The organism is Arthrobacter sp. Sr33 (genome assembly GCF_054511195.1).
This window is the reverse complement of record NZ_JBTNDD010000004.1, coordinates 89,775-109,587: the sequence shown is the minus strand read 5'-3', so window position 1 is coordinate 109,587 and position 19,813 is coordinate 89,775. Positions and strand designations below refer to the sequence as shown.

The following is a 19,813-nucleotide window of genomic DNA, read 5'->3' as shown; positions in this document are numbered from 1 at the left end:
GTTGATGCGTGACTATTCCCGCACCCGGACCCGGAGTTTCAGGCCAAGCCGAAGCCACCGCCACCCCCCTCGAGGAGACCTCCGAAACCAGCCACCGGCCGGTGCTGGTGGTGGACTACGGCGCCCAGTATGCCCAGCTCATTGCCCGCCGGGTCCGTGACGCGGACGTTTACTCCGAGGTGGTGCCGCACACCCTCAAAACAGCCGATCTGCTGGCCAAAAACCCGGTGGCGATCATCCTGTCGGGCGGTCCCTCGAGCGTCTATGCCGAGGGTGCACCTCGGGTTGACCCCGAGCTGTTCTCGGCAGGCGTGCCCGTCCTGGGAATCTGCTACGGCTTCCAGGCCATGGCCTCAGCCCTGGGCGGTACGGTCGCGAAGACCGGGCTTCGGGAGTACGGCTCCACCAACGTCGCAGCGTCCGGCGTCGGGGGATCGTTGCTCGACGGTGTCCCCGAGCACCAGAACGCCTGGATGAGCCACGGCGATAGCGTTCAGGCCGCACCCGATGGATTCGAGGTTCTGGCCAGCACCGCTGGTGCCCCGGTTGCTGCCTTCGCCGACGAAAAACGGCGCCTCTACGGCGTGCAGTGGCACCCTGAAGTGAAACATTCGGACCACGGGCAGCAGGTGCTGGAAAACTTCCTGTTCAAGGGCGCACGGCTTGACGCCAACTGGACCACCGGCAACATTCTTGAAGAGCAGGTAGACCGCATCCGCGAGCAGGTGGGGGACGCGCGCGTCATCTGCGGGCTCTCCGGAGGGGTTGACTCCGCCGTCGCCGCAGCCCTGGTGCAGCGGGCAGTGGGCGACCAGCTGACCTGCGTATTCGTGGATCACGGTCTGCTCCGCGAGGGGGAAGCAGAGCAGGTCGAGCGTGACTTCGTTGCTGCGACCGGCGTCAACCTCTACGTAGCCAATGAACAAAAGCGGTTCCTGGACGCACTGGCTGGGGTCAGCGATCCTGAAACCAAGCGCAAGATCATCGGCCGCGAGTTCATTCGCGCTTTCGAGGAAGCCGAGCGGGCGATCATCGCCGAGGCTCAGGCACACGGTGAAAAGATCCGCTTCCTGGTGCAGGGCACCCTTTACCCCGACGTCGTTGAGTCCGGTGGCGGCGAAGGTGCTGCGAACATCAAGAGCCACCACAATGTGGGGGGTCTTCCCGAGGACCTGCAGTTTGAACTCGTCGAACCCCTTCGTGCCCTGTTCAAGGACGAGGTCCGGGCGGTCGGCGCGCAGCTTGGGCTGCCCGCCGAAATTGTGGGTCGACAGCCGTTCCCCGGCCCAGGTCTGGGAATCAGGATTGTCGGCGACGTAACCCAGGAACGGCTTGACCTGCTGCGCCGGGCAGATGCCATCGCCCGTGCGGAACTGACAGCGGCCGGACTGGACAACGAGGTCTGGCAGATGCCCGTCGTGCTGCTCGCCGACGTTCGGAGCGTCGGAGTGCAGGGTGACGGTCGAACCTATGGGCATCCGATCGTACTCAGGCCCGTGTCTAGTGAAGATGCAATGACCGCCGATTGGTCCCGCCTGCCGTTTGACCTGCTCGCCCGGATCTCCAACCGCATCACCAATGAGGTAGAGGGAGTGAACCGGGTGGTGCTAGATATCACCAGCAAGCCGCCAGGCACCATCGAGTGGGAGTAGTCCGACCCCGGTTGGGAAGGGTATTTGACCGTCCCCGGTGTTGCGGCCCCGCCGTGACCACCCTTGTCGGATAGCTTGGAAGGCATGCCCATCTGGTCGAGATCGTCGAAAATAACCGCAGAAATGGAGACCACCGTGTCAGTGCAGGATCCCGGGGACTCCGCTGGGAACTTCCTCCTGCCGTGGCTCAAGCAGCTCGGCGCCCACGCGGGTGCCGACACCCTGCTGCACTTCTCACCTGCGTCGGCCAACAGCATCGATCTCACGCACGCCCACCCCTCGGGTCTCGCCCAGCTCCTTGCTGGCCGTCGCACCCGGCTGTCCACTCTCCTCCGGGACCCGGGTCAGTACGCGGCAGCGATGAAGGCGGCACGGGTCCTTCGGGCGAAGATCTACGAGGTGGGCACCGAGCGCGGTATCGACGTCGGTTATCTCGCTGCCGGAACCGCCGCCTGGCGCAGCGTCGACGACGACGGCCGGTCCGAGTCGCTGACCGCGCCGGTTCTGTTGACCTCGGTTTCACTGACGGTTCATGCGTCCCAGGACGACTACGAACTCCAGCTCACCGAGCATGCGCGGCTTAACCCCGCGCTGGTGCGCCACCTGCGGTCAGCACAGGGGGTGTCGTTCGACCCCGAGTCCGTCGCCAAACTGGCCTACGGCACAGCGCGCTTCGATCCGTTGCCGGTCCTGGACAAGCTCCGTGCACTGACCGAGGGTGTGCGTGGGATGGCCATCGAGCACCATCTCCTCGTGTCCACCTTTGCCGATCTCGCTGACGTCGCCGACGATCCGGCCATCCGCTCCGACCATCCCGTGCTTGCAGCCCTGGTGGATGCGGCAAAGGAGGGACAGCCCGCACCTGCGGCACCGGATGCCCCTGAGCTGGCAACACCGATTGATGAACGTCTGCCAGCCGATGAACTGCTGATCAGGGATGCCGACTCTGCGCAGCAGCAGGTCCTGGACCAGATCGTCCAGGGACGGTCATTGGTGGTGTCGGCACCCCCAGGATCGGGCCAGACCCAGACCGCTCTCAACGCCGTTGCGGCTCTTGCCGAGCAGGGCAAGAGCGTCCTAGTGGTGGCTGAGCGTCGCGGTACCCTCAACGAAGTGGTCCAGGAACTGGACACACTGAACCTTGGCTCGCTGGTCCTCCAGCTCAATGCCAACATCAACGAACAGCAACTCAAAGACCAGCTGATCCGGGCGATCGTGCGGAACGAGAAGGCGACGCGGCCCGAGCTGGACGGACTCCACCAGACTCTGGTCGACCACCGCCATCAGCTGCAGGACCATGTGAGGTCTCTGCACAACGTGCGAAGCCGCTGGGGTTGTTCGCCCTACCAGGCAATGCAATCGCTGGCGGAATTGACCTCATTGAATCCCTCGCCGGCAACAACGGTTCGCCTGCTCCGTAGCGTGATGGACAGCATCCCCGACCGCGTTGAGCTCGCTGGCCGGCTTCGCAGGGCAGCAGAACTGGGCAGCTTCAGCGCCTCGGCCGTAGAGAGTCCCTGGTACGGCGCCAAGCTGCTGAACCGTAAGGAAACTGAGCGTGCACACGAGCTGGCCGTCGACCTGGCCCGCGACATCCCGCTGCTTCGCGAAAAGGTGCTGCGGGTAGCCGATCATTCCCAGATCAGTCTCGGCGGTTCGTTCACCGAGTGGGGAGAGCAATTGGAGCTCCTCGCAGCGGTCCGGGCAAGCCTCGACAAATTCACGCCAGATATCTTCGACCGGCCGGTCACCGACCTCATCACAGCCACGGCCTCATCGTCCTGGCGTCGCGAGCGCGCCATCGAGATGAGCTCGATGACCCGATCGCGGCTTCGCAGGGTGGCAAAGGAATATGTTCGCCCCGGTGTACACATCGCCGACCTGCACACTTCCCTGGTGGAAGTGCAGCAGCAGCGGACGCTCTGGACCCGGTACGCGACGACTGAACGGCACCCCTCTGTGCCAACGGGTCTCGCCGAGATCAACAACTTCCACCACAAGATCCGCCGGGAACTGGACGAGCTCACCAAAGTACTTGCCACGACCCCCGGCCATGTTGACCTGGCCGCTATGCCGCTGGAAGAGCTGGGCCAACGCCTCGCCGAGCTCGCCAGGGACAGACAAACCCTCGCAACCCTGCCGGAGCGCACCCTGCTGCTCGACGAAATGCGTGAACGTGGGTTGGGCGAATTGCTCGACGATCTGGCGCGGCGCGAAGTAGGCGCGCGTCAGGTGGGATCCGAACTGGAACTGGCGTGGTGGCAGTCTGCCCTCGACGCCATGATCAGCGGTGACGACTATCTGGCAATGTCCGACGGCGAGAGCCTGCGCCGGCTCGAAGCGGACTACCGTCTGGCCGACAACGCGCACATCGCTTCCGGTCCAGGACGGCTCCGATTTGCCCTCGCTGAACGCTGGCGGACGGCGCTTGCGGCGCATCCCGCGGAAGCGGAGAAGCTCCGGGAACTGCTCCGCACAGGCACCCTGGATCTCGCTGGGCTCAGTGCCCAGGATGACGACCTGGTGACCGCCCTCATGCCGGTTTGGGCGGCGAGTCCCCTCATGCTTCCGATGGTGCTACCAGCCGACAAGACCTTTGACGCGGTCATTGTTCTGGATGCCGAATCAATCTCCCTGCAGTCGGCCGTTCCGGCTCTGGCGAGGGCAACCCAGGTCATCGCTTTCGGCGATGACCGCCTCGGTGGACCCCAAAGCTTCAGCGTCGGTGCAGGAGCCGAGTCACCTCAGGAAGCCGACCAGCTCAACAGCGCCTACTCGGCCCTCTCTGGCATCTTCCCCACCAGTCCGCTGAGCGTGGTGTATCGGGGCGTTGACAAGGCTTTGACCGGCTATCTGAGCGACACCTTCTATGACGGCCAGCTCTCCCGGCTACCTCATGGTTCGGAAGTTTCGGGTACCGGCCGGGCCCTCACCGTCGACTATCTACCAGACGGCACCGGAATGCCGAGCGCCGATCAGGCCGGTGTGGAAAGCGTTGCGGCCGAAGTCAGCCGTGTCGTGGAACTGGTCTTCGAACACATCCGACGCCGTCCCAGCAGTTCGCTGGCAGTGGTAACCGCTAGCGCCCGGCACGCAGGGCGGGTAGGCCAGGCGATTAGACAGCGGATGGCAGAGCTGCCCTGGGCGGCTGACTTCTTCGCCCCGGGCAAGGAATCGTTCCGAGTGGTCCCGGTCGAGCGGGCCGCGGGCCTCACCCGGGATTGTGTGATCTTCTCCCTCGGCTTCGGGCGGACCCCGCACGGCAGGGCACTGCATAACTTCGGCCAGCTGTCCGGCCCCGATGGTCGCGGTCGGTTCGTCACAGCCATGACCAGGGCGCGTCACCAACTCCACATTGTTACGTGCTTCCTCCCAACGGACCTCGACCCCACCCGGCTCGACAATGGAGCGTTGGATTTCTTCGGTCTGCTCGAGCGAGAGCTGGGGGAGGGGACCGGAGAGACCCCGGATCCGTCAGGGGAGCCCGCAGCACCGGTGAACCCAGATCCGCTGGTCGCGGATCTGGTCAATCGACTTCGCGACCGTGGTGCCCACGTGCTGGACCACTATGACGGGGTTCTCGACATCGTCGCCACAGCAGGGTCGGCAACAGTAGGTAAGCCGTCCGACGAGTCAGGTTCCGGCATGCAAACGCCACCGATCGCTATCGAATCCGATGGGACCGAAAGGTACCGCACCATGACGGTTCGGGAGCGAAGCAGGCTTCGCCCCCAACTCCTTGAGCGGATGGGGTGGCGGTACATGCCCCTCTGGACCATCGAGGTGTTCACCGACCCGAACGGATGCGCTGATCTGATTGGACGCTATCTGGGGTTGCCCGAGGTGACCAGTGGACGACATTCAAACTCACAGAGCGGGACGAGCATGAGCGGAACAGGCCAGGCAAGCCACGACAGTGTCCTGCCCAAGCGCGCTGCAGAGGATGAGGCCGATTCATGGGGTGAGCGCGACGAGTCCCATGAAGCGTGGTTGAAGGACCAGCGTCCCCCGCACTGGGACTGATGGTCCTGACTGGCAGCCCTGGCAGCCCTGGCAGCCCTGGCGGCCCTGGCAGCCGAACCAAGGACGCCGTGCGCTAGCGCAATGTCCTCGCCCGTGCCCTAACTCGATGGTCTAACTCGATGTCCTAGCCGGGTGGTGCGCCGGTCAGCACCAGATGAACGTTGCCGGTGCTGGAGGCGCCCGCCAGGGCTGCGGCGTCTGCCGGTGCTGCGGCAACCACCACGAGCCCTTCGCTCTCAGAGTTGCCCGGCCAGACGCCCGATGGGCCGCTGCTGGGGGCAGCCGAGGTCCACAGCACCGGCAAACCCCGAGCCAGCACGGTTGTGTCACCAGGTACATCGAAGCCATTCCCCGTGCTGAGCACCACTTCCACATAGTGGCCGGGGGACAGCAGCTGGACCGTTGACGGGTCCGACGGGCGTAAGGGTACCGCGACGGTGCCTGCGGGTGCGCCGGTGAGCAGCCCTGATCCGACAAAGGCGGTGGGGGTGAGAACGAAGCCGTGCGGCAGGGGAGTGGCGAGCTGTTCACCCACTACTTCGCTCGGGTCGGCGAAGGACGCGGACATGACCGCCTCGGCCGGCAGTTCAACAATGGTCAGGTGGGCGGCAGTGAGAACGGTACCCACCGGGAGATCTGCCGCCGCCGCAACAACGCCGACGCGGGTCTGCTCGGGAGGGATCAACGCCTCCACGGCCACTGCCGTGGCCAGGCAGAACAGCATTGCTGCCAGGAGCCTGCGGTTTCGGAACACGAACCGCCCGACGCGGTGCGAGGACTCCCCGGCTCGTTGGGGGTGCCGTGGTGGATGTTTGCCAAGGGCCATCCACAAACGTTAGAACCGCCTTGGGAGCACGAGGGGCGCTTCGCCTGCTATGTGGATAAGGCCACTGTGGCAGACGGTGTTCAGCGGTGTCCCTAGCTGGCGGCCGCGGTGGTCTTTGTCGCCGGTGCTGACTTGGTGGGGGCCGGGGAGGCGTCCTTGCCCGGGCCTGTGGTGCTGGGTTTATTCTCGGAGCTGCTGGACGACGATTCAGAAACCGAGCCGGTGGACGCGACGGAATTGCTCGCACCGACGTCGACTGACTTCTTGCTGTCGCGGGAATCATTGCGGTAGAAACCGGACCCCTTGAAGACAACCCCCACGCTGTTGAACTTTTTCCGAAGCGATCCGTCGCATTCAGGGCAGACGGTCAGGGAGTTATCGGAGAAGGCCTGGTGAATGTCGAAAGCGTGTTCGCAGTCTCTGCAGGCGTATGCGTAAGTAGGCAAGAAAATCCTCCTGGACAAGCTGTGTTCTTGGGGATCGGTCACCCAAGTCGGTTCGACTGGCACTCTAAGGTCCCGAGTGCTAAGTCTACACCGCTACACTGCAGGGCTCAGCCGGTGGAACGCGGAGGGGGTGAACGCGCCGCTGAGCGGCATGTCGAGTTCGGTCTTGGCAAGCGACCGCTTCGGTAACAGTTCGTGTTCATAGAGATATGCTGCCGCCGGGAGGTCCGGCACCACCGTCCGTGCCTGGGCAAGGAACCGATCGTAGTAGCCGCCGCCCTGTCCCAGGCGGGTGCCGGTGTGGTCGACCGCCAGTCCCGGCACCAAAACGAGGGAGGGCGAGCCATGACGGTCCAGTAGCTCGGAAAAGCTGAAGCGTTCACCTACAGGTTCCATCAGGGGCGCGCGAGGGCTGCGGCGCAGTTCGGCGTCGGCGCTCCACTGGCACCAGGACAGCTGATAGTCAGGCTCGCAGATCGGCACGACGACGTCGTATCCGTCGCGGGTTAACGCGTCAAGGAGCCGCGCGGTCCCTGGTTCAGGGTCCATTGATAGGTAGGCGGCGATCAAACCGCCGTGGGGGCCTGACGATGCCTGCAGCCGTTGTAGGACCTGCTGAGCCAGACCAGCAGCCGAGCGGAGACGCTCTTCGTTGGACATTTCTCGGCGCCTGGAACGAAAGAGCTGCCTGGCATTTTGCTTTTCCGCCGCCGTCGTAGTGTGTCCCATACCGGCACACACTACCGAAACCGACCACTGTTAGCCTCCCGCTGCCAAATGTCGCTATAAGCGGACTGACGTTATGTAGGGTGGTGTCATGAGCTCACGAGTGAACAAGGCTGTCATCCCCGCTGCGGGACTTGGCACGCGGTTTCTTCCCGCCACGAAGGCGATGCCCAAAGAAATGCTTCCGGTAGTCGACAAGCCGGCGATCCAGTATGTGGTCGAAGAAGCAGTCCATGCCGGTATGACCGACATTCTGATGATCACCGGACGCAACAAGCGTTCGCTGGAGGACCACTTCGACCGGGTGCCATTTATTGAGCAGACCCTCGAGGCGAAGGGCGATCACGAAAAGCTCGCCGCGGTCCGTCGTCCATCGGAGCTCGGGGATATCCACTACCTCCGCCAAGGCGACCCGAAGGGTCTCGGACACGCAGTGCTCCGTGCGAAGCTTCACGTCGGCAACGAGCCATTCGCCGTCCTGCTCGGCGATGACCTGATCGACGAGCGGGATGTTCTCCTCAAGACCATGATTGAGGTACAGGAAAAGACCGGGGGGTCAGTGATCGCGCTGATCGAGGTTGACCCTGAGCAGATCAGCGCCTACGGCTGCGCCGACATTTCAGCCATCGACGGCGAAGAGTATGTTCGGGTCAGCGAACTGGTGGAGAAGCCAGCGATTGACGAAGCTCCATCGAACCTGGCAGTCATCGGTCGCTATGTCCTGCACCCGCGGGTCTTCGACGTTCTGGAAACCACCGGCCCCGGCCGCGGCGGTGAAATCCAGCTGACCGATGCGCTGCAGACTCTTGCCTCAGCCGACGGCGAAGGATCAGGCGTATACGGAGTGGTGTTCCGTGGACGCCGGTATGACACGGGAGACAAGCTCAGCTACATCAAGGCCGTGGTCACCCTCGCGTCGGAGCGTGAGGATCTCGGCCCAGACCTCCAGGACTGGTTGAAGAGCTTCACCAACAACCTCAACGGCTAGCCTGTACCCAGTGAGCGGGCAATTCACCTGGCCGGTGACCCTTGAGACCGACGATCTGGTCCTCAGGCCCGTTCGTTTTCGAGACAAGCGGGAATGGTCAGCGGTCAGGCAACGCAACGCTGACTGGTTGGCGCCTTGGGAGGCATCAAATCCCGCCCCGGGCGGCTACCTGCCGAGTTACACCGAGATGGTCCGGTCGTTGAAGAAACAGGCACGGAGCGGCTCCGCGTTACCTTTTCTGATCACTGAACGCAGCTCTCACCTCCGGGAGACCGCCATTGTCGGCCAACTCACGGTTTCGACGATCGTTTGGGGGTCGGCGATGAGCGCCACTCTCGGCTACTGGGTGGACCGGCAGCGCGCCGGCCAGGGCATCGCCCCCACCGCAGTTGCCCTGGTGACCGACTACTGCTTCCGGAGCCTGGGACTCCACCGGATGGAAATCAACATCCGGCCGGAAAATTCGGCGAGTCTACGGGTCGTCGAAAAACTGGGATTTCGGGACGAAGGGCTGCGCGAGAGTTACCTGCACATTGCCGGTCAATGGGCCGACCATCGCAGCTTCGCGCTGACCCACGACGAGGTCCCCGACGGGCTACTGGCACGCTGGAAAAACCAGGTGGCCCGTAGCCACCGGGACACGGCAATTCACCAACCCGGGGACGACACACCGCCGGCAATACTCACCTGATCAGGGTAAACAACCTACGGTTTTAGACGTGGACTTCTCTATGAACAGCTCGGTGGTGCTCGCCGCTATTGTCGGCCTCTGGCTGATCTGGGTTGCCCCCTACGTTCTTCGTATCCGCCGCCCGGCCCTGTTGGTTGAGCCGGTGGCCACCTCCGCCCTAGTTTCATCAGCAACAGCCGAGAGCAAAGTCTCTCAGGGGAGCATTATGGAAATGTCCGGCCACACCACCGACGCCGCTGGCACCATGGGCGGCGGAGCAGCCCCCAAGGCCTACTCGCCCCAGGGTCGGCTCACCATCCGGCGCGGGCGCAGCTCCATTGCCGCCATCGCTGCTGTAGCGCTTCTAGCGGCCGTCGTCTGCATACCTCTCGCCGCCCTCTCCCTGGTGCCAGCACTGGTACCTGCTGGAGCCTTCGTGCTGTTCCTGCTTGCGGTAGCAGGACTCCGGGTCCTCGCTGTCCGCGATCGGCGTCGTAAGCTCGAGGCGGCATTCGCAGACGCCATGTCCCACCGGACGACTGACCTGCCTCCCCGGGCACAAGCGTTCGCCGCCCCGGCTGTTCCCGCCCCGCGGCGGGAGACCAACCTCTTCGACGCCGAAACAACGGGCCCCGCAGCAGAGAGCTCTCCTAACGAGCAGGGGGCGACGACGGGCACAACCGGCACCGCAAACCTGACTGCCACCGAACTGCGCCAGGCAGCCCTCGCCGTCGCCGCCAGTGCCACCGTTACGGAAGCAGCCAGCGCTGATCCCCACAGTTCCGTCTCACCCGACGCTGAGGCGACTACCGAATCCGCAGGAACACCCTGGCAGCCCGTTGAGGTGCCCAAGCCCATGTATGTTGCAGCCGCAAAGGCACAGCGGCAGGCTCCAGCCCCACTGGAGCTCCCTGCTGCTCCCAAGGCACAGGCCAAAACGACCCTGAAACAAGGAGCAGCTGCGCCCGCAGTAGCCAGTCCTGACACGTCATCGGGAAGCAACTCAACCGCCAACCCCACCACTGGCAGGATGAACCTGGATGACGTCCTACAGCGTCGTCGGGCCTGATTCTTCCCACCCAAGGCAGGGGGCCGAGGCGGCCCAACTGCGTTTGCTTGAGGGAGACGACGTGGCTGAGCCACTTCGTCTCGCACTCGCGACGTTAGGACGACGACCCACTCACTGGTCACTGGAACAGGTTCACCACCGTCCCGGGGCCGGGGCAACCGGAATATATCAGGTGCAGGCGGAAGCCGAAAACGGCGAACTCACCACAGATTTTCTATGCGTCAGCACCGCGCCACTACCTGCCGACATCCCCGCAACGGTGCAGCTCAGCGGACCCGACGACACCACGTTAACGGTGTGGCTACACCCTAACGATCCGCTGCTACCCGGGCTGCCGTGGGCGTGCGATGCCCGAAAAGTGGGCGAAGCGTTGTTCCTGGACAGCCAATCAACCGGGTCGTTACCGGAGGGCGTTCCGGTGCTGGCGACGGTCAGCTACCGTCCCCTCAGACGGGCAGTCCTCACCGCAGACCTGGCCGGCCAGCGGCGTTATCTGAAGGTTCTCCGGGCCGGTCAAGCAGCCCAACTCGCCGCACGTCATCAAATGCTCAGGGCCGCGGCGATACCCGCCCCGTCACTCATCGACGTTCCGGCACCCGATGTGCTGGCGATGCACCCAGCTGCCGGCACCCCGCTTGCTGAACAACTCATGCGCGACGGTGCGGAGTCGCTGAGCCCGAAGACCCTGGTCGAGTTGCTGCGCCGGCTGCCAGCCGAAGCGATGCAGCTGCCGGAGCGGCCAGCCTGGTCGGCACGGGTCCGCGACTACGCCAAGGGAGCTACCGCCGTCCTACCGGGCGAAGCGACACGAATCTCGGAACTCGCCGAACGGGTGCACAGTCTCGTTGCATCAAGCCCTGCCGGCCCCAAAGTCCCGTCGCACGGCGACTTCTATGAAGGGAATCTGTTGGTTTCGGGCGGCAACGTGTCAGGTCTATTGGACGTTGACGCGCTGGGCCCCGGGTACCTGGTGGACGACCTGGCCTGCTTCATCGGGCATCTTGCGGTCTTACCGGCCCTGGACAGCCGTTACCAGCATGTCCCCGCGGCTCTCAACCGGTTCCTGGCAGTATTCGACGGCGAAGTGAACCCGGCCGCGCTTCGTGGCCGTGCTGCAGGCGTGGCGCTCACTTTGGTGGCCGGCGCCAAACACAGGGCGACCACCGCGGATCCGACGTCCTGGAGAGCCGACGCACTGAAGCGGCTCTCCATCGCGGAGACCCTCGCCAACGAAGCGTTGACGCTTGAAAGCTGACTGATTGTGAGAGGTCTCATAATCAGTCCTTCTCGTCTCACAAACGCCGTGCACAGTGGTCATATAACCAGCTACTGAGGATCCCGAAAGGACCCCACCGACCAGAAGCCAAGTACCTCCCGATCCTGGCTCCAGTATCAACAGGTTCCGGGAGGGGATTTGCACAGTGTCGGACTGCGACGACGAGGGGGACGGTGCCATCGGCGAAGGCGGCGGTGCCTTGCTGGGCCCGTGGGGACTTCATCCCTGAATATCACCACTCAAGATGAGACCCACATGAGAGTCCGGGAAAAATCAGTTCTCCTCGGCGAGGGTCTGCAATAGCGGTTCGGTGCGGTACGGGATGTGTTCGTGCAGGGCCAGGACGGTCTCGGTGCGAATCACTCCCTTGATCCGCAGGATCGATCGAAGTGCAGATTGCAGGTGATGCGTGTCGGTTGCGGTGACACGACACCAGATATCGCCACGGCCCGAGATCTCATGGACTTCCAGTACCTGATAGAGGCGTCGAAGGCCAGCAATGACGCCGTCGAGCTCGCGGTGGGAGACCTCGATAGTGACGAAGGCCGCAACATCGTAGTTGAGCGCTTCCAAATCCAGTTCGCGACCGCTGGATCGCAGAGTCCCAGATCTGAGCAACCGTCGAATACGTGACTGGGCTGTGTTGCGGGCAACACCCAGCTGATCGCTGAGTTCGCCAATCTGTGCCCGCGGATCCCGAACCAGCTCCAGAAGGAGCCGGATGTCGACCAGGTCCAATTTGCTCATGACGCCCACTTCCTGTCAGTAACGTTGTCAAAAATTGGTGATAACGCTCAAGTTTACTATCCAAAATGCTCCGATTGCACCTGAGAACCGGAGAATAAGGGGGATATGTGCTGTTTGTTTAACTGTATGGAGTCGAAGTGAGTGTTCTCAGCGAGCTGCGGATGAAGCCGTCGGACAAGGTCCGCTGGGGCTGGGACGCGTCAGTCAAAAGTCGGTTGGTGCTGGCTGCGGTGGTCATCTCGACCCTCCTTATCGGGGCCAACCTGGCAACGCCGATCTATCCACTCCTGCAGTCAAAGATTGGAATTTCGCCGCTCGAAGTCACAGTGGCTTTCTCCGCCTATGTGGTGTCGCTGGTGGTCGGCTTGCTGCTCGTGGGCCATTGGTCTGACCATGTTGGCCGGCGGGCGGCCCTGGTGCTCGCCGTCCTGATCGGTTTTGCCGGGGCAGGGGTATTCGGAGCAGCAACCTCGCTTCCAATGCTGGTTCTGGGGCGCTGCCTGCAGGGTGCGGCGGTCGCCCTGGCGACCGGGGCCAGTTCCGCTGCATTGCGGGACCTATTGCCACACCGACCAGACTGGGCTTCACGATTCACGCTGCTGGCGTCAGCCGGGGGAGTTGCTGCCGGGCCAATCATCGGCGGCTTGCTATCCCTGCTGCCCGATCCCAGCAGGACCCCGTTCGCCATCTATTCTGTGGTCCTGCTGATGCTCCTGGTTCCGCTGCTCACCCTGAAGGCCCGGCCAGCCATCAGGACGGCTGACCCAGCGTCGCCCCTCCGTGCCCTGAAGCCGCGTCGTCCCGCTGTGTCGAAAGCCGCTGGTAGGGCCTTCTGGAATGCATCAGCAGTTGGATTCCTCAGTTTTGCCGTTTTCGGTTTCACCCTCAGCCTGGCGCCGACGTACTTTGCCTCGCTCGCCGACACTAGCTCCCGGCCCCTGATCGGGCTCCTGGCAGCTCTGGTCCTGGCCTCGTCGGCGCTGAGCCAATTGATGAAGGTGCGGGGTAGGCATGTCGTCGGACTCGGGCTGACCGCACTAGGGGTGGGGGTGGCACTGATCCCTGTGGCTGGGTCTATCGACAGTGTGCCGCTCTTGGTTGTGGCGTGTGTTATTGCCGGGGCGGGACAGGGGGTGGCGTTTCGGATGGTGTTCAACGAGGTGTCCCTGCGGGTGGAGCCATCCCAGCATGCCCAGATCATCAGTACCCTCTATGTCCTCACCTACCTGGGAAGCAGCCTTCCGGTGGTCGGCCTTGGTGCCGCCACCCAAGCGTGGGGACTGGACCGTTCGGTAGCGGGCTTCGCGGGACTGATCGCTCTGGCAAGCTTTGCTCTGGCAATGCGAAGCCTGCGCAGCACACTTCGAGGCCACCTCCCTGGGTAGCTTTCACCGCCCAGCTACTGAGGCCCCACTACAAAGATTTCTATGCAAAGAAACCCTTGCAAAGAAAGTTTTGTAACTGTATCTTGGGTCTATGAGTACACGCCACGGATCCGACGCCCAGTCAGCCGACCGCACCCTGGATCTCGCCGGGCTCAAAGCGCTGTCTCATCCGCTTAGAATCCAGCTTTTGGAGCAGCTATCTCAACTCGGCCCCCAGACCGCCAGCACACTTGCTGCCCGGCTTGGAGAATCGAGTGGTGCGACCAGCTATCACCTTCGCCAACTCGCCAAGCACCAACTGGTCCGAGAGGTGGAGGGTAAGGGCTCAGCCCGGGAGCGCTGGTGGGAGCGTCCACCGGGTGCGCTAAGCCTGTTTTCCAGTGATCTGGCCGAAGATCCTGCGGCCCTGCACGCGTCTCGAATACTCAACCGTGAGATTGAGCATCACCGGGCGGCTCTGTTACAGGACTTCATGGAACAAGGCTATGACTACCTCCCACAGGACTGGTTTGACGGGTCGGTTATCGCCACCATGAACGCCCGGCTGACTGCCGGGCAGCTGGCCGAGATCACTGAAGAGATGCTTAACCACGCCAGAGCCCTTCTGGCGAAATATCGTGACAGCGGCGCTACCGATCCCGACGCTCGCGCAGTGCAGCTGCACTTCAACGCTTTCCCCATCCTGCAGGGACAATTCGACATTCCGCTACAGCATCAGGGGAAGCCAGCTTCATCCGAACCTTTGACGTAGAAAAGAAGCAGTGATGACCACTTTTGCCACCTATTCCCCGTCCGTCAGGCCCACGGGTTTCGACGCCCTTCTCATCCTGGTGGGTCACCGCCTGGTCTCCATCGGCGAGCGACTCGCACTCGATCAGGCCCGCGACAGTGAAGCAATCCATGCTCACGACGAGCGACGGCGGGATCTAGCGGCCGCGCACCACTCAGGCCTGCGGCTGTAGGGGCCCAGCTGCACCTGGCCCCGCAGCGTCCGTCGTCGAGGCTAAGGCAACACCCCGGTATTGCCCGGTAAATGGTTGAACACCAGGGTCGTCTCGGTGTGGCCTACCACCGGATCTGTCGTCAGATGGTCCAGTACCCAGTCCCGCAGGACCTCCGTGCTTGGCACCGCCAGATGCAGCAAATAGTCCACCGATCCTGCGACGTGAAAGGTGGAAACTACCTCCGGCAGATTCGGCACCCGATCAGTGAACCGATCGATCTCCTCGCGATTATGACCCTTGAGCTGGACCGAGACCATGGCCTGAACGGCGCGGCCAATTGCCGCGAAATCGAGCTGTGCGTGATACCCGCTGATCACTCCGCGGTCCACGAGTTGTCTCGTTCGTAAGAGAGCCGTCGACGGCGCCACCCCGATCCGCTCCGCGAGCTGCGCGTTGGTGATCCGTGCGTCGGCGACCAGCTCCTTCAGGATCTGCTGGTCTGTCTGATCGAGCATCGGGGTATCCCGCGCACGGTTGGGGGCGGCTAGGGTAGGTGCGGCGTCTTCAGCCATGGGCAAGCCACTTCCTCGTGAACGATTGCGGTTGGGTTCCACCCTAGCGGTCGAGCTCGGCTATTAGGTGTGCCACCAGGTCGGTCGCCCCAATCGGCTGAGCGGCGCGGTACCCCGTGCCGGCCCACAACGCCAGCAGCTCAGGATCGCCAGCAGCTGCGGCTGCCGCGCGCAGGGATGATGTCAGATGATGCACTTCCGGGTATCCGAGCGGGGCATCGCGGTGTTCCCTCATGAACTGATTCTCGAGCCCCCTTGCCGGTCTTCCGCTGAATGCCTGGGTCACCGCAGTCCCCGGAAATGCCAGGGAGGCGAGAGCGTCTTTGTGGATCTGGCGCGCACCGCTTTCATGGGTTCGCACAAACAGTGTTCCGAGCTGAACGGCTGTCGCCCCGGTGTCGAGCGTCCGCCGGATGTCCCGTCCTCCGGTGAGACCCCCCGCTGCAATCAGTGGGACTGTGGAGTTCGGGATCAGCGAGGCAATCAGGGCTGCAATGTCGGTGGTTGGCCTCTCGGCCGGATGGCTGGGATCGAAGACAGCACTGTGGCCTCCCGCTGAACTGTGCTGGACTACAGCAGCGTCGACCCCGTGCTCCTGGGCTACGACTAGCTCACGTTGGCATGTCACCGTTGAGATGACCACGGTGCCGCGTTGCTGGAGTGCGCCAATGATTGCCCGGTCCGGTAGCCCGAAAGTCAGGCTTACGAAGGGGACTGGCTCGTCCATCAGGGTGCGGACTTTGGAGTCCCAGCCGTCGTCGTCGTACTGGGGATCGGGCAGTACCACGCCATAACGGTCAGCAAGGGAAGCCAGCTTCGCGCGGTAGGCCAACAGCGGTTCCCGGTTTTTCGCAGGACCACCGGGAACGAACAGGTTCACCCCGAAAGGCAGGCCGGTCAAGCGGACCGATGCAATCTCAGCGCGCAAAGCCGTGACTGATTTGTAGCCCGCAGCGAGGAAGCCAAGGCCGCCGGCCCGCGCGACAGCTGACACCAAGGCCGGGGTCGATACGCCGCCGGCCATGGGCGCCGCGATGATTGGGGAAGGGAACATCACTCAGTCCTGTGGTCGGTCGCGTTGACCACTGAAAGGGCAGTGGTGCAGTTAGTAATCAGCTTTTCGAGCTGATGTCGGAGTAATCCGTCGTCCACACCGTCGTCGACGGCGCTAAGCGTCGCTTCGAGCCCGTGCCACGCGGCGTCGGTTAGCCGCCGACCCGAGAGCGTCAGGTCGACCACGTTCGCCCGCGGATCTGCGGCGTTGATCGACACGCTGACCAGGCCCTGCTCCCTGAGCTGGTGGACGCGTTGAGTGACCGATGCCCTGCTCACGTCGAGTCCCTGGGCTATTGCCCGCTGCGGAGACGGGCCAGCGATGCGAAGGGTCAACAGGACCAGGAAAGGTGCGTAGTGGATGCCATGACGTGCGATGAGGTACTCGTCGGACACCCGGGTCACCAGTGTTGTTGCCCGGTGCAGCTTGAACACGGTCGACTGTCGGAGATCCATACTGTTAAGTAGTTAACATTTTGCCCGGCGGGTCAAGTTCCAGCATCTGACGAGCGATACATTGCCGGGAGCAGGACCACTCACACCGCACGCTGGTTAGACTTGCCGCCATGAGTGCTGCATGGGATACGAGGATTGGGGCTTACGGGCTGATTATCGACAACGGCAAAATCCTTCTGGCGCATTGGAACGAATCCGGGGCCGCTGGCTGGACTCTTCCCGGCGGAGGTTTGGAGTTGGGCGAAGACGCGCCGGCTGCTGCCGTCCGCGAAATATATGAAGAGACCGGCTACACGGCCGAGCTCGATCACCTGTTGGGTGTCGACAGCCTCCACATCGCAGCATCCGACCGCCTCAACGGTTCTGACAGGCCGATGCACGCACTCAGGATTGTTTATCGAGCTCGCACCATCGATGGATCGCTCCGCCATGAGGCTAATGGATCGACCGACCGGGCCGCCTGGGTGAACCTCTCCGACCTGCCCACCCTTGACCGGGTGGGGCTGGTAGATGTCGCCTTATGCATGGAGAATTTACTGTGAGGACAATCAGTGAACATGCTGCAGCAGTGCGGATTTACCCAGCGGGTTAGCGCCCACTGCACGAATCACTTCCCTGGTACGCCGGTGAATCAGGCCTGGCCAACGCGCTCGTCGGGAGAGCTTCGAGGCTTACGGCGTCGAGGGCGGGTCGAGAGTTGTTAGCCTCAGGGCTGGACCAGTATAGGCAGATCTGAGCGGCCTGCCGCCAGGGAAGAGGTCCAGGCCAAGGACTATCGGAATAGGTTCCGTCAGCCGTAACGAAAGGCAGCGCCGAGAGGCGCTACGGAGTGCTAATCACGTATCCCACCGCTCTGCTGTGGCATCCTGTGTAAATGGCAGAATTCAAGCAGTCAAACAAGCTCCAGAACGTTCTCTACGACATCCGGGGGCCGCTGCTCGATCATGCCAAGTTCATGGAGGCCGAAGGACACCGGATCCTGAAGCTGAACATTGGTAATCCAGCGCCGTTTGGTTTCGAAGCCCCGGAAGCCATCCTGGTGGACATGATCCGCCATCTCCCCAAAGCCCAGGGCTACAGCGACTCCCGCGGCATTTTTTCAGCACGAACGGCAGTGGTGCAGTACTACCAGGGTCGCGGCCTTACCCACATGGACGTCGACGACGTCTACCTGGGCAACGGTGTCAGCGAACTGATCACCATGTCGTTGCAGGCCTTGCTGAACAACGGCGACGAGGTACTCGTGCCCACCCCCGACTACCCACTGTGGACCGCATCGGTGTCCCTGGCCGGTGGCACTGCCGTGCACTACCTCTGCGACGAGGAAAACCATTGGTGGCCCGATCTCGAGGATCTTGCAGCAAAGATCACGAGCCGGACCAAGGGAATAGTACTCATCAACCCCAACAACCCCACCGGGGCGGTCTACCCACGCTCAATCATCGAGGGGATGGTGAAGTTGGCGCGCGAGCACGACCTCATCATCTTCGCCGATGAAATCTACGAAAAGATCCTGTACGACGATGCGGTTCACATCAACGCGGCGACCGTCACGGGTGACGACGTGCTGTGCCTGACCTACAGCGGTCTTTCGAAGGCATACCGGATCGCCGGGTTCCGAAGCGGCTGGATGGCGATTACTGGGCCCAAGCATCGGGCTGCAGATTACATTGAAGGGATCAACCTGCTGGCCAACATGAGACTCTGTGCCAATGTTCCGGCCCAGCACGCGATCCAGACAGCGCTGGGCGGGCACCAGAGCATCAATGACCTCATCCTGCCCGGGGGACGGCTGAAGCAGCAGCGCGATAAGGCCTATCAGCTGTTGAACGAGATCCCCGGCGTGAGTTGCGAACTGGCGCAGGGTGCGTTGTACCTGTTCCCACGGCTGGACCCCGAAATGTATCCGATAAAGGACGACGAACAGTTCGCCCTCGACCTGCTCAAGCAGCAGAAGATCCTGATCTCCCACGGCCGCGCCTTCAACTGGATCAATCCCGACCATTTCAGAATGGTCACGCTGCCCAACGTGGACGACCTTGAGGATGCCATCGGCAGGCTAGCCGAGTTCCTCAGTACCTACAAGCCATAAATCGCTTCTGGAAGGAACACTATGACGCCCGCAACCCCAGCGTTTGAGACCAGCCCCAGCAAGGCCCTGCTGGTGGGGCCGGATATCGACCTCGCCTCGATCGATTCCCGCTCCACCCCCGGATTTTCGGGGGGTAAGAAAAAGGGCCGGCTCAAGCTGGACGCTGAGAACGCGGAGCTGTCGGAGCTTCAGGAGAAACTCTTTGCCGAAAGCAGGTTCGGCAGCGAGGTCTCGCTACTCGTGGTGCTCCAGGCCATGGATACTGCGGGAAAGGGCGGAATTGTCCGCCATGTGGTGGGGGCAGTCGATCCGCAGGGCGTCAAGCATTACGCATTCAAGGCACCCACGGCCGCAGAGAAGCGCCACGACTTTCTTTGGCGGATCAAGAAACAGTTGCCCGGTCCCGGAATGATCGGCGTCTTCGATCGCTCCCACTACGAAGACGTACTGATCCAGCGGGTGCGCGGATTGGCGAAGCCATCGGTGATCGAGGAGCGCTACGACGTCATCAGGGATTTCGAAGCGTCGCTGGTGGAATCAGGAACACGCATCATCAAGGTAATGCTCCACATCAGTCCGGAGGAGCAGAAAGCTCGACTGGCGGAACGGCTTGAACGCAAAGACAAACACTGGAAGTACAACACCGGCGATCTGGACGAACGCGAGTTGTGGGACGAGTACCAGGCCGCCTATCAACTGGCGATTGAGCGCACGACCACCCCTGAGGCGCCGTGGTTTGTGGTTCCCGCAGACCGGAAGTGGTACGCACGGATGGCTGTTCAGCAACTCATCATCGACGCGCTTCAGGATATGCAACTCAGTTGGCCGAAAGCCCAGTTCGACGTCGAAGCCGAGCAGGCACGCCTCGCCCAGTCCTGACCGACGTCC

Annotated in this window: 19 protein-coding genes; 12 read left to right on the top strand and 7 right to left on the bottom strand. The window is 62.8% G+C overall.

Annotation, left to right across the window (positions count from 1 at the left end; genetic code table 11):
• Positions 1-101: 101 nt before the first annotated feature.
• Entirely contained in the window at positions 102-1,652 is a 1,551-nt protein-coding gene (gene guaA, locus ACX80T_RS07255; RefSeq protein WP_026040912.1) for a glutamine-hydrolyzing GMP synthase, read from the top strand.
• A gap of 123 nt (positions 1,653-1,775) precedes the next feature.
• A complete protein-coding gene (locus ACX80T_RS07250; RefSeq protein WP_459304092.1) occupies positions 1,776-5,675 on the top strand; it encodes a DUF4011 domain-containing protein in 3,900 nt (1,299 codons plus the stop codon).
• 124 nt (positions 5,676-5,799) lie between these two features.
• Here the strand turns inward: ACX80T_RS07250 and ACX80T_RS07245 are convergent, their stop codons facing one another.
• The 3 genes from ACX80T_RS07245 to ACX80T_RS07235 all read right to left on the bottom strand — a co-directional run bounded on the left by ACX80T_RS07245 (position 5,800) and on the right by ACX80T_RS07235 (position 7,676).
• Positions 5,800-6,501 (bottom strand): RcpC/CpaB family pilus assembly protein, encoded by a 702-nt coding sequence (locus ACX80T_RS07245; RefSeq protein WP_019481585.1) that lies wholly within the window; start codon positions 6,499-6,501, stop codon positions 5,800-5,802.
• A 92-nt stretch (positions 6,502-6,593) separates the two neighbouring features.
• Positions 6,594-6,947, bottom strand: a complete 354-nt coding sequence (locus tag ACX80T_RS07240; RefSeq protein WP_019481586.1) for an FmdB family zinc ribbon protein — start codon at positions 6,945-6,947, stop codon at positions 6,594-6,596.
• A 93-nt stretch (positions 6,948-7,040) separates the two neighbouring features.
• Positions 7,041-7,676 carry a 5-formyltetrahydrofolate cyclo-ligase gene (locus ACX80T_RS07235; RefSeq protein ID WP_083850807.1) on the bottom strand — a complete coding sequence of 212 codons (636 nt, stop codon included), beginning with the start codon at positions 7,674-7,676 and terminating at the stop codon, positions 7,041-7,043.
• An 88-nt stretch (positions 7,677-7,764) separates the two neighbouring features.
• Between ACX80T_RS07235 and galU the strand changes: the two genes are divergently transcribed.
• The 4 genes from galU to ACX80T_RS07215 all read left to right on the top strand — a co-directional run bounded on the left by galU (position 7,765) and on the right by ACX80T_RS07215 (position 11,655).
• Positions 7,765-8,661, top strand: a complete 897-nt coding sequence (galU, locus tag ACX80T_RS07230; protein WP_019481588.1) for a UTP--glucose-1-phosphate uridylyltransferase GalU — start codon at positions 7,765-7,767, stop codon at positions 8,659-8,661.
• Between the two features lie 10 nt (positions 8,662-8,671).
• The gene (locus ACX80T_RS07225; protein ID WP_019481589.1) at positions 8,672-9,352 is read left to right on the top strand and encodes a GNAT family N-acetyltransferase; all 681 of its coding nucleotides are present in this window, start codon (positions 8,672-8,674) and stop codon (positions 9,350-9,352) included.
• 28 nt (positions 9,353-9,380) lie between these two features.
• Positions 9,381-10,400 carry a hypothetical protein gene (locus tag ACX80T_RS07220; protein ID WP_156808939.1) on the top strand — a complete coding sequence of 340 codons (1,020 nt, stop codon included), beginning with the start codon at positions 9,381-9,383 and terminating at the stop codon, positions 10,398-10,400.
• A 61-nt stretch (positions 10,401-10,461) separates the two neighbouring features.
• The gene (locus ACX80T_RS07215) at positions 10,462-11,655 is read left to right on the top strand and encodes a phosphotransferase (protein WP_237715210.1); all 1,194 of its coding nucleotides are present in this window, start codon (positions 10,462-10,464) and stop codon (positions 11,653-11,655) included.
• A gap of 294 nt (positions 11,656-11,949) precedes the next feature.
• On the opposite strand, the gene ACX80T_RS07210 is transcribed toward ACX80T_RS07215, so the two are convergent.
• A complete protein-coding gene (locus ACX80T_RS07210; protein ID WP_019481592.1) occupies positions 11,950-12,423 on the bottom strand; it encodes an Lrp/AsnC family transcriptional regulator in 474 nt (157 codons plus the stop codon).
• 137 nt (positions 12,424-12,560) lie between these two features.
• On the opposite strand from ACX80T_RS07210, the gene ACX80T_RS07205 reads away from it, so the two are divergent.
• The 3 genes from ACX80T_RS07205 to ACX80T_RS07195 all read left to right on the top strand — a co-directional run bounded on the left by ACX80T_RS07205 (position 12,561) and on the right by ACX80T_RS07195 (position 14,770).
• Positions 12,561-13,808 (top strand): MFS transporter, encoded by a 1,248-nt coding sequence (locus ACX80T_RS07205; RefSeq protein WP_019481593.1) that lies wholly within the window; start codon positions 12,561-12,563, stop codon positions 13,806-13,808.
• Between the two features lie 91 nt (positions 13,809-13,899).
• Positions 13,900-14,559 carry an ArsR/SmtB family transcription factor gene (locus ACX80T_RS07200; protein WP_019481594.1) on the top strand — a complete coding sequence of 220 codons (660 nt, stop codon included), beginning with the start codon at positions 13,900-13,902 and terminating at the stop codon, positions 14,557-14,559.
• Between the two features lie 13 nt (positions 14,560-14,572).
• Positions 14,573-14,770, top strand: coding sequence for a hypothetical protein (locus ACX80T_RS07195; RefSeq protein WP_019481595.1), 198 nt, complete (start codon positions 14,573-14,575; stop codon positions 14,768-14,770).
• 41 nt (positions 14,771-14,811) lie between these two features.
• On the opposite strand, the gene ACX80T_RS07190 is transcribed toward ACX80T_RS07195, so the two are convergent.
• The 3 genes from ACX80T_RS07190 to ACX80T_RS07180 are packed head-to-tail and all read right to left on the bottom strand — an operon-like array spanning position 14,812 to position 16,833.
• Positions 14,812-15,324: an Lrp/AsnC family transcriptional regulator gene (locus tag ACX80T_RS07190; protein ID WP_019481596.1), complete on the bottom strand. Its 513-nt coding sequence runs from the start codon at positions 15,322-15,324 to the stop codon at positions 14,812-14,814.
• 43 nt (positions 15,325-15,367) lie between these two features.
• Positions 15,368-16,378 (bottom strand): NAD(P)H-dependent flavin oxidoreductase, encoded by a 1,011-nt coding sequence (locus ACX80T_RS07185; protein ID WP_019481597.1) that lies wholly within the window; start codon positions 16,376-16,378, stop codon positions 15,368-15,370.
• Positions 16,378-16,833: a MarR family winged helix-turn-helix transcriptional regulator gene (locus ACX80T_RS07180; protein ID WP_035766240.1), complete on the bottom strand. Its 456-nt coding sequence runs from the start codon at positions 16,831-16,833 to the stop codon at positions 16,378-16,380. Before ACX80T_RS07180 ends, ACX80T_RS07185 begins: the two co-directional genes overlap by 1 nt.
• A 110-nt stretch (positions 16,834-16,943) precedes the next feature.
• On the opposite strand from ACX80T_RS07180, the gene ACX80T_RS07175 reads away from it, so the two are divergent.
• The 3 genes from ACX80T_RS07175 to ACX80T_RS07165 all read left to right on the top strand — a co-directional run bounded on the left by ACX80T_RS07175 (position 16,944) and on the right by ACX80T_RS07165 (position 19,804).
• Entirely contained in the window at positions 16,944-17,375 is a 432-nt protein-coding gene (locus ACX80T_RS07175; protein ID WP_019481599.1) for an NUDIX hydrolase, read from the top strand.
• Between the two features lie 332 nt (positions 17,376-17,707).
• Positions 17,708-18,925: a pyridoxal phosphate-dependent aminotransferase gene (locus tag ACX80T_RS07170; protein WP_024476874.1), complete on the top strand. Its 1,218-nt coding sequence runs from the start codon at positions 17,708-17,710 to the stop codon at positions 18,923-18,925.
• A gap of 21 nt (positions 18,926-18,946) precedes the next feature.
• Positions 18,947-19,804, top strand: coding sequence for a polyphosphate kinase 2 family protein (locus ACX80T_RS07165; protein WP_019481601.1), 858 nt, complete (start codon positions 18,947-18,949; stop codon positions 19,802-19,804).
• Positions 19,805-19,813 lie beyond the last annotated feature (9 nt).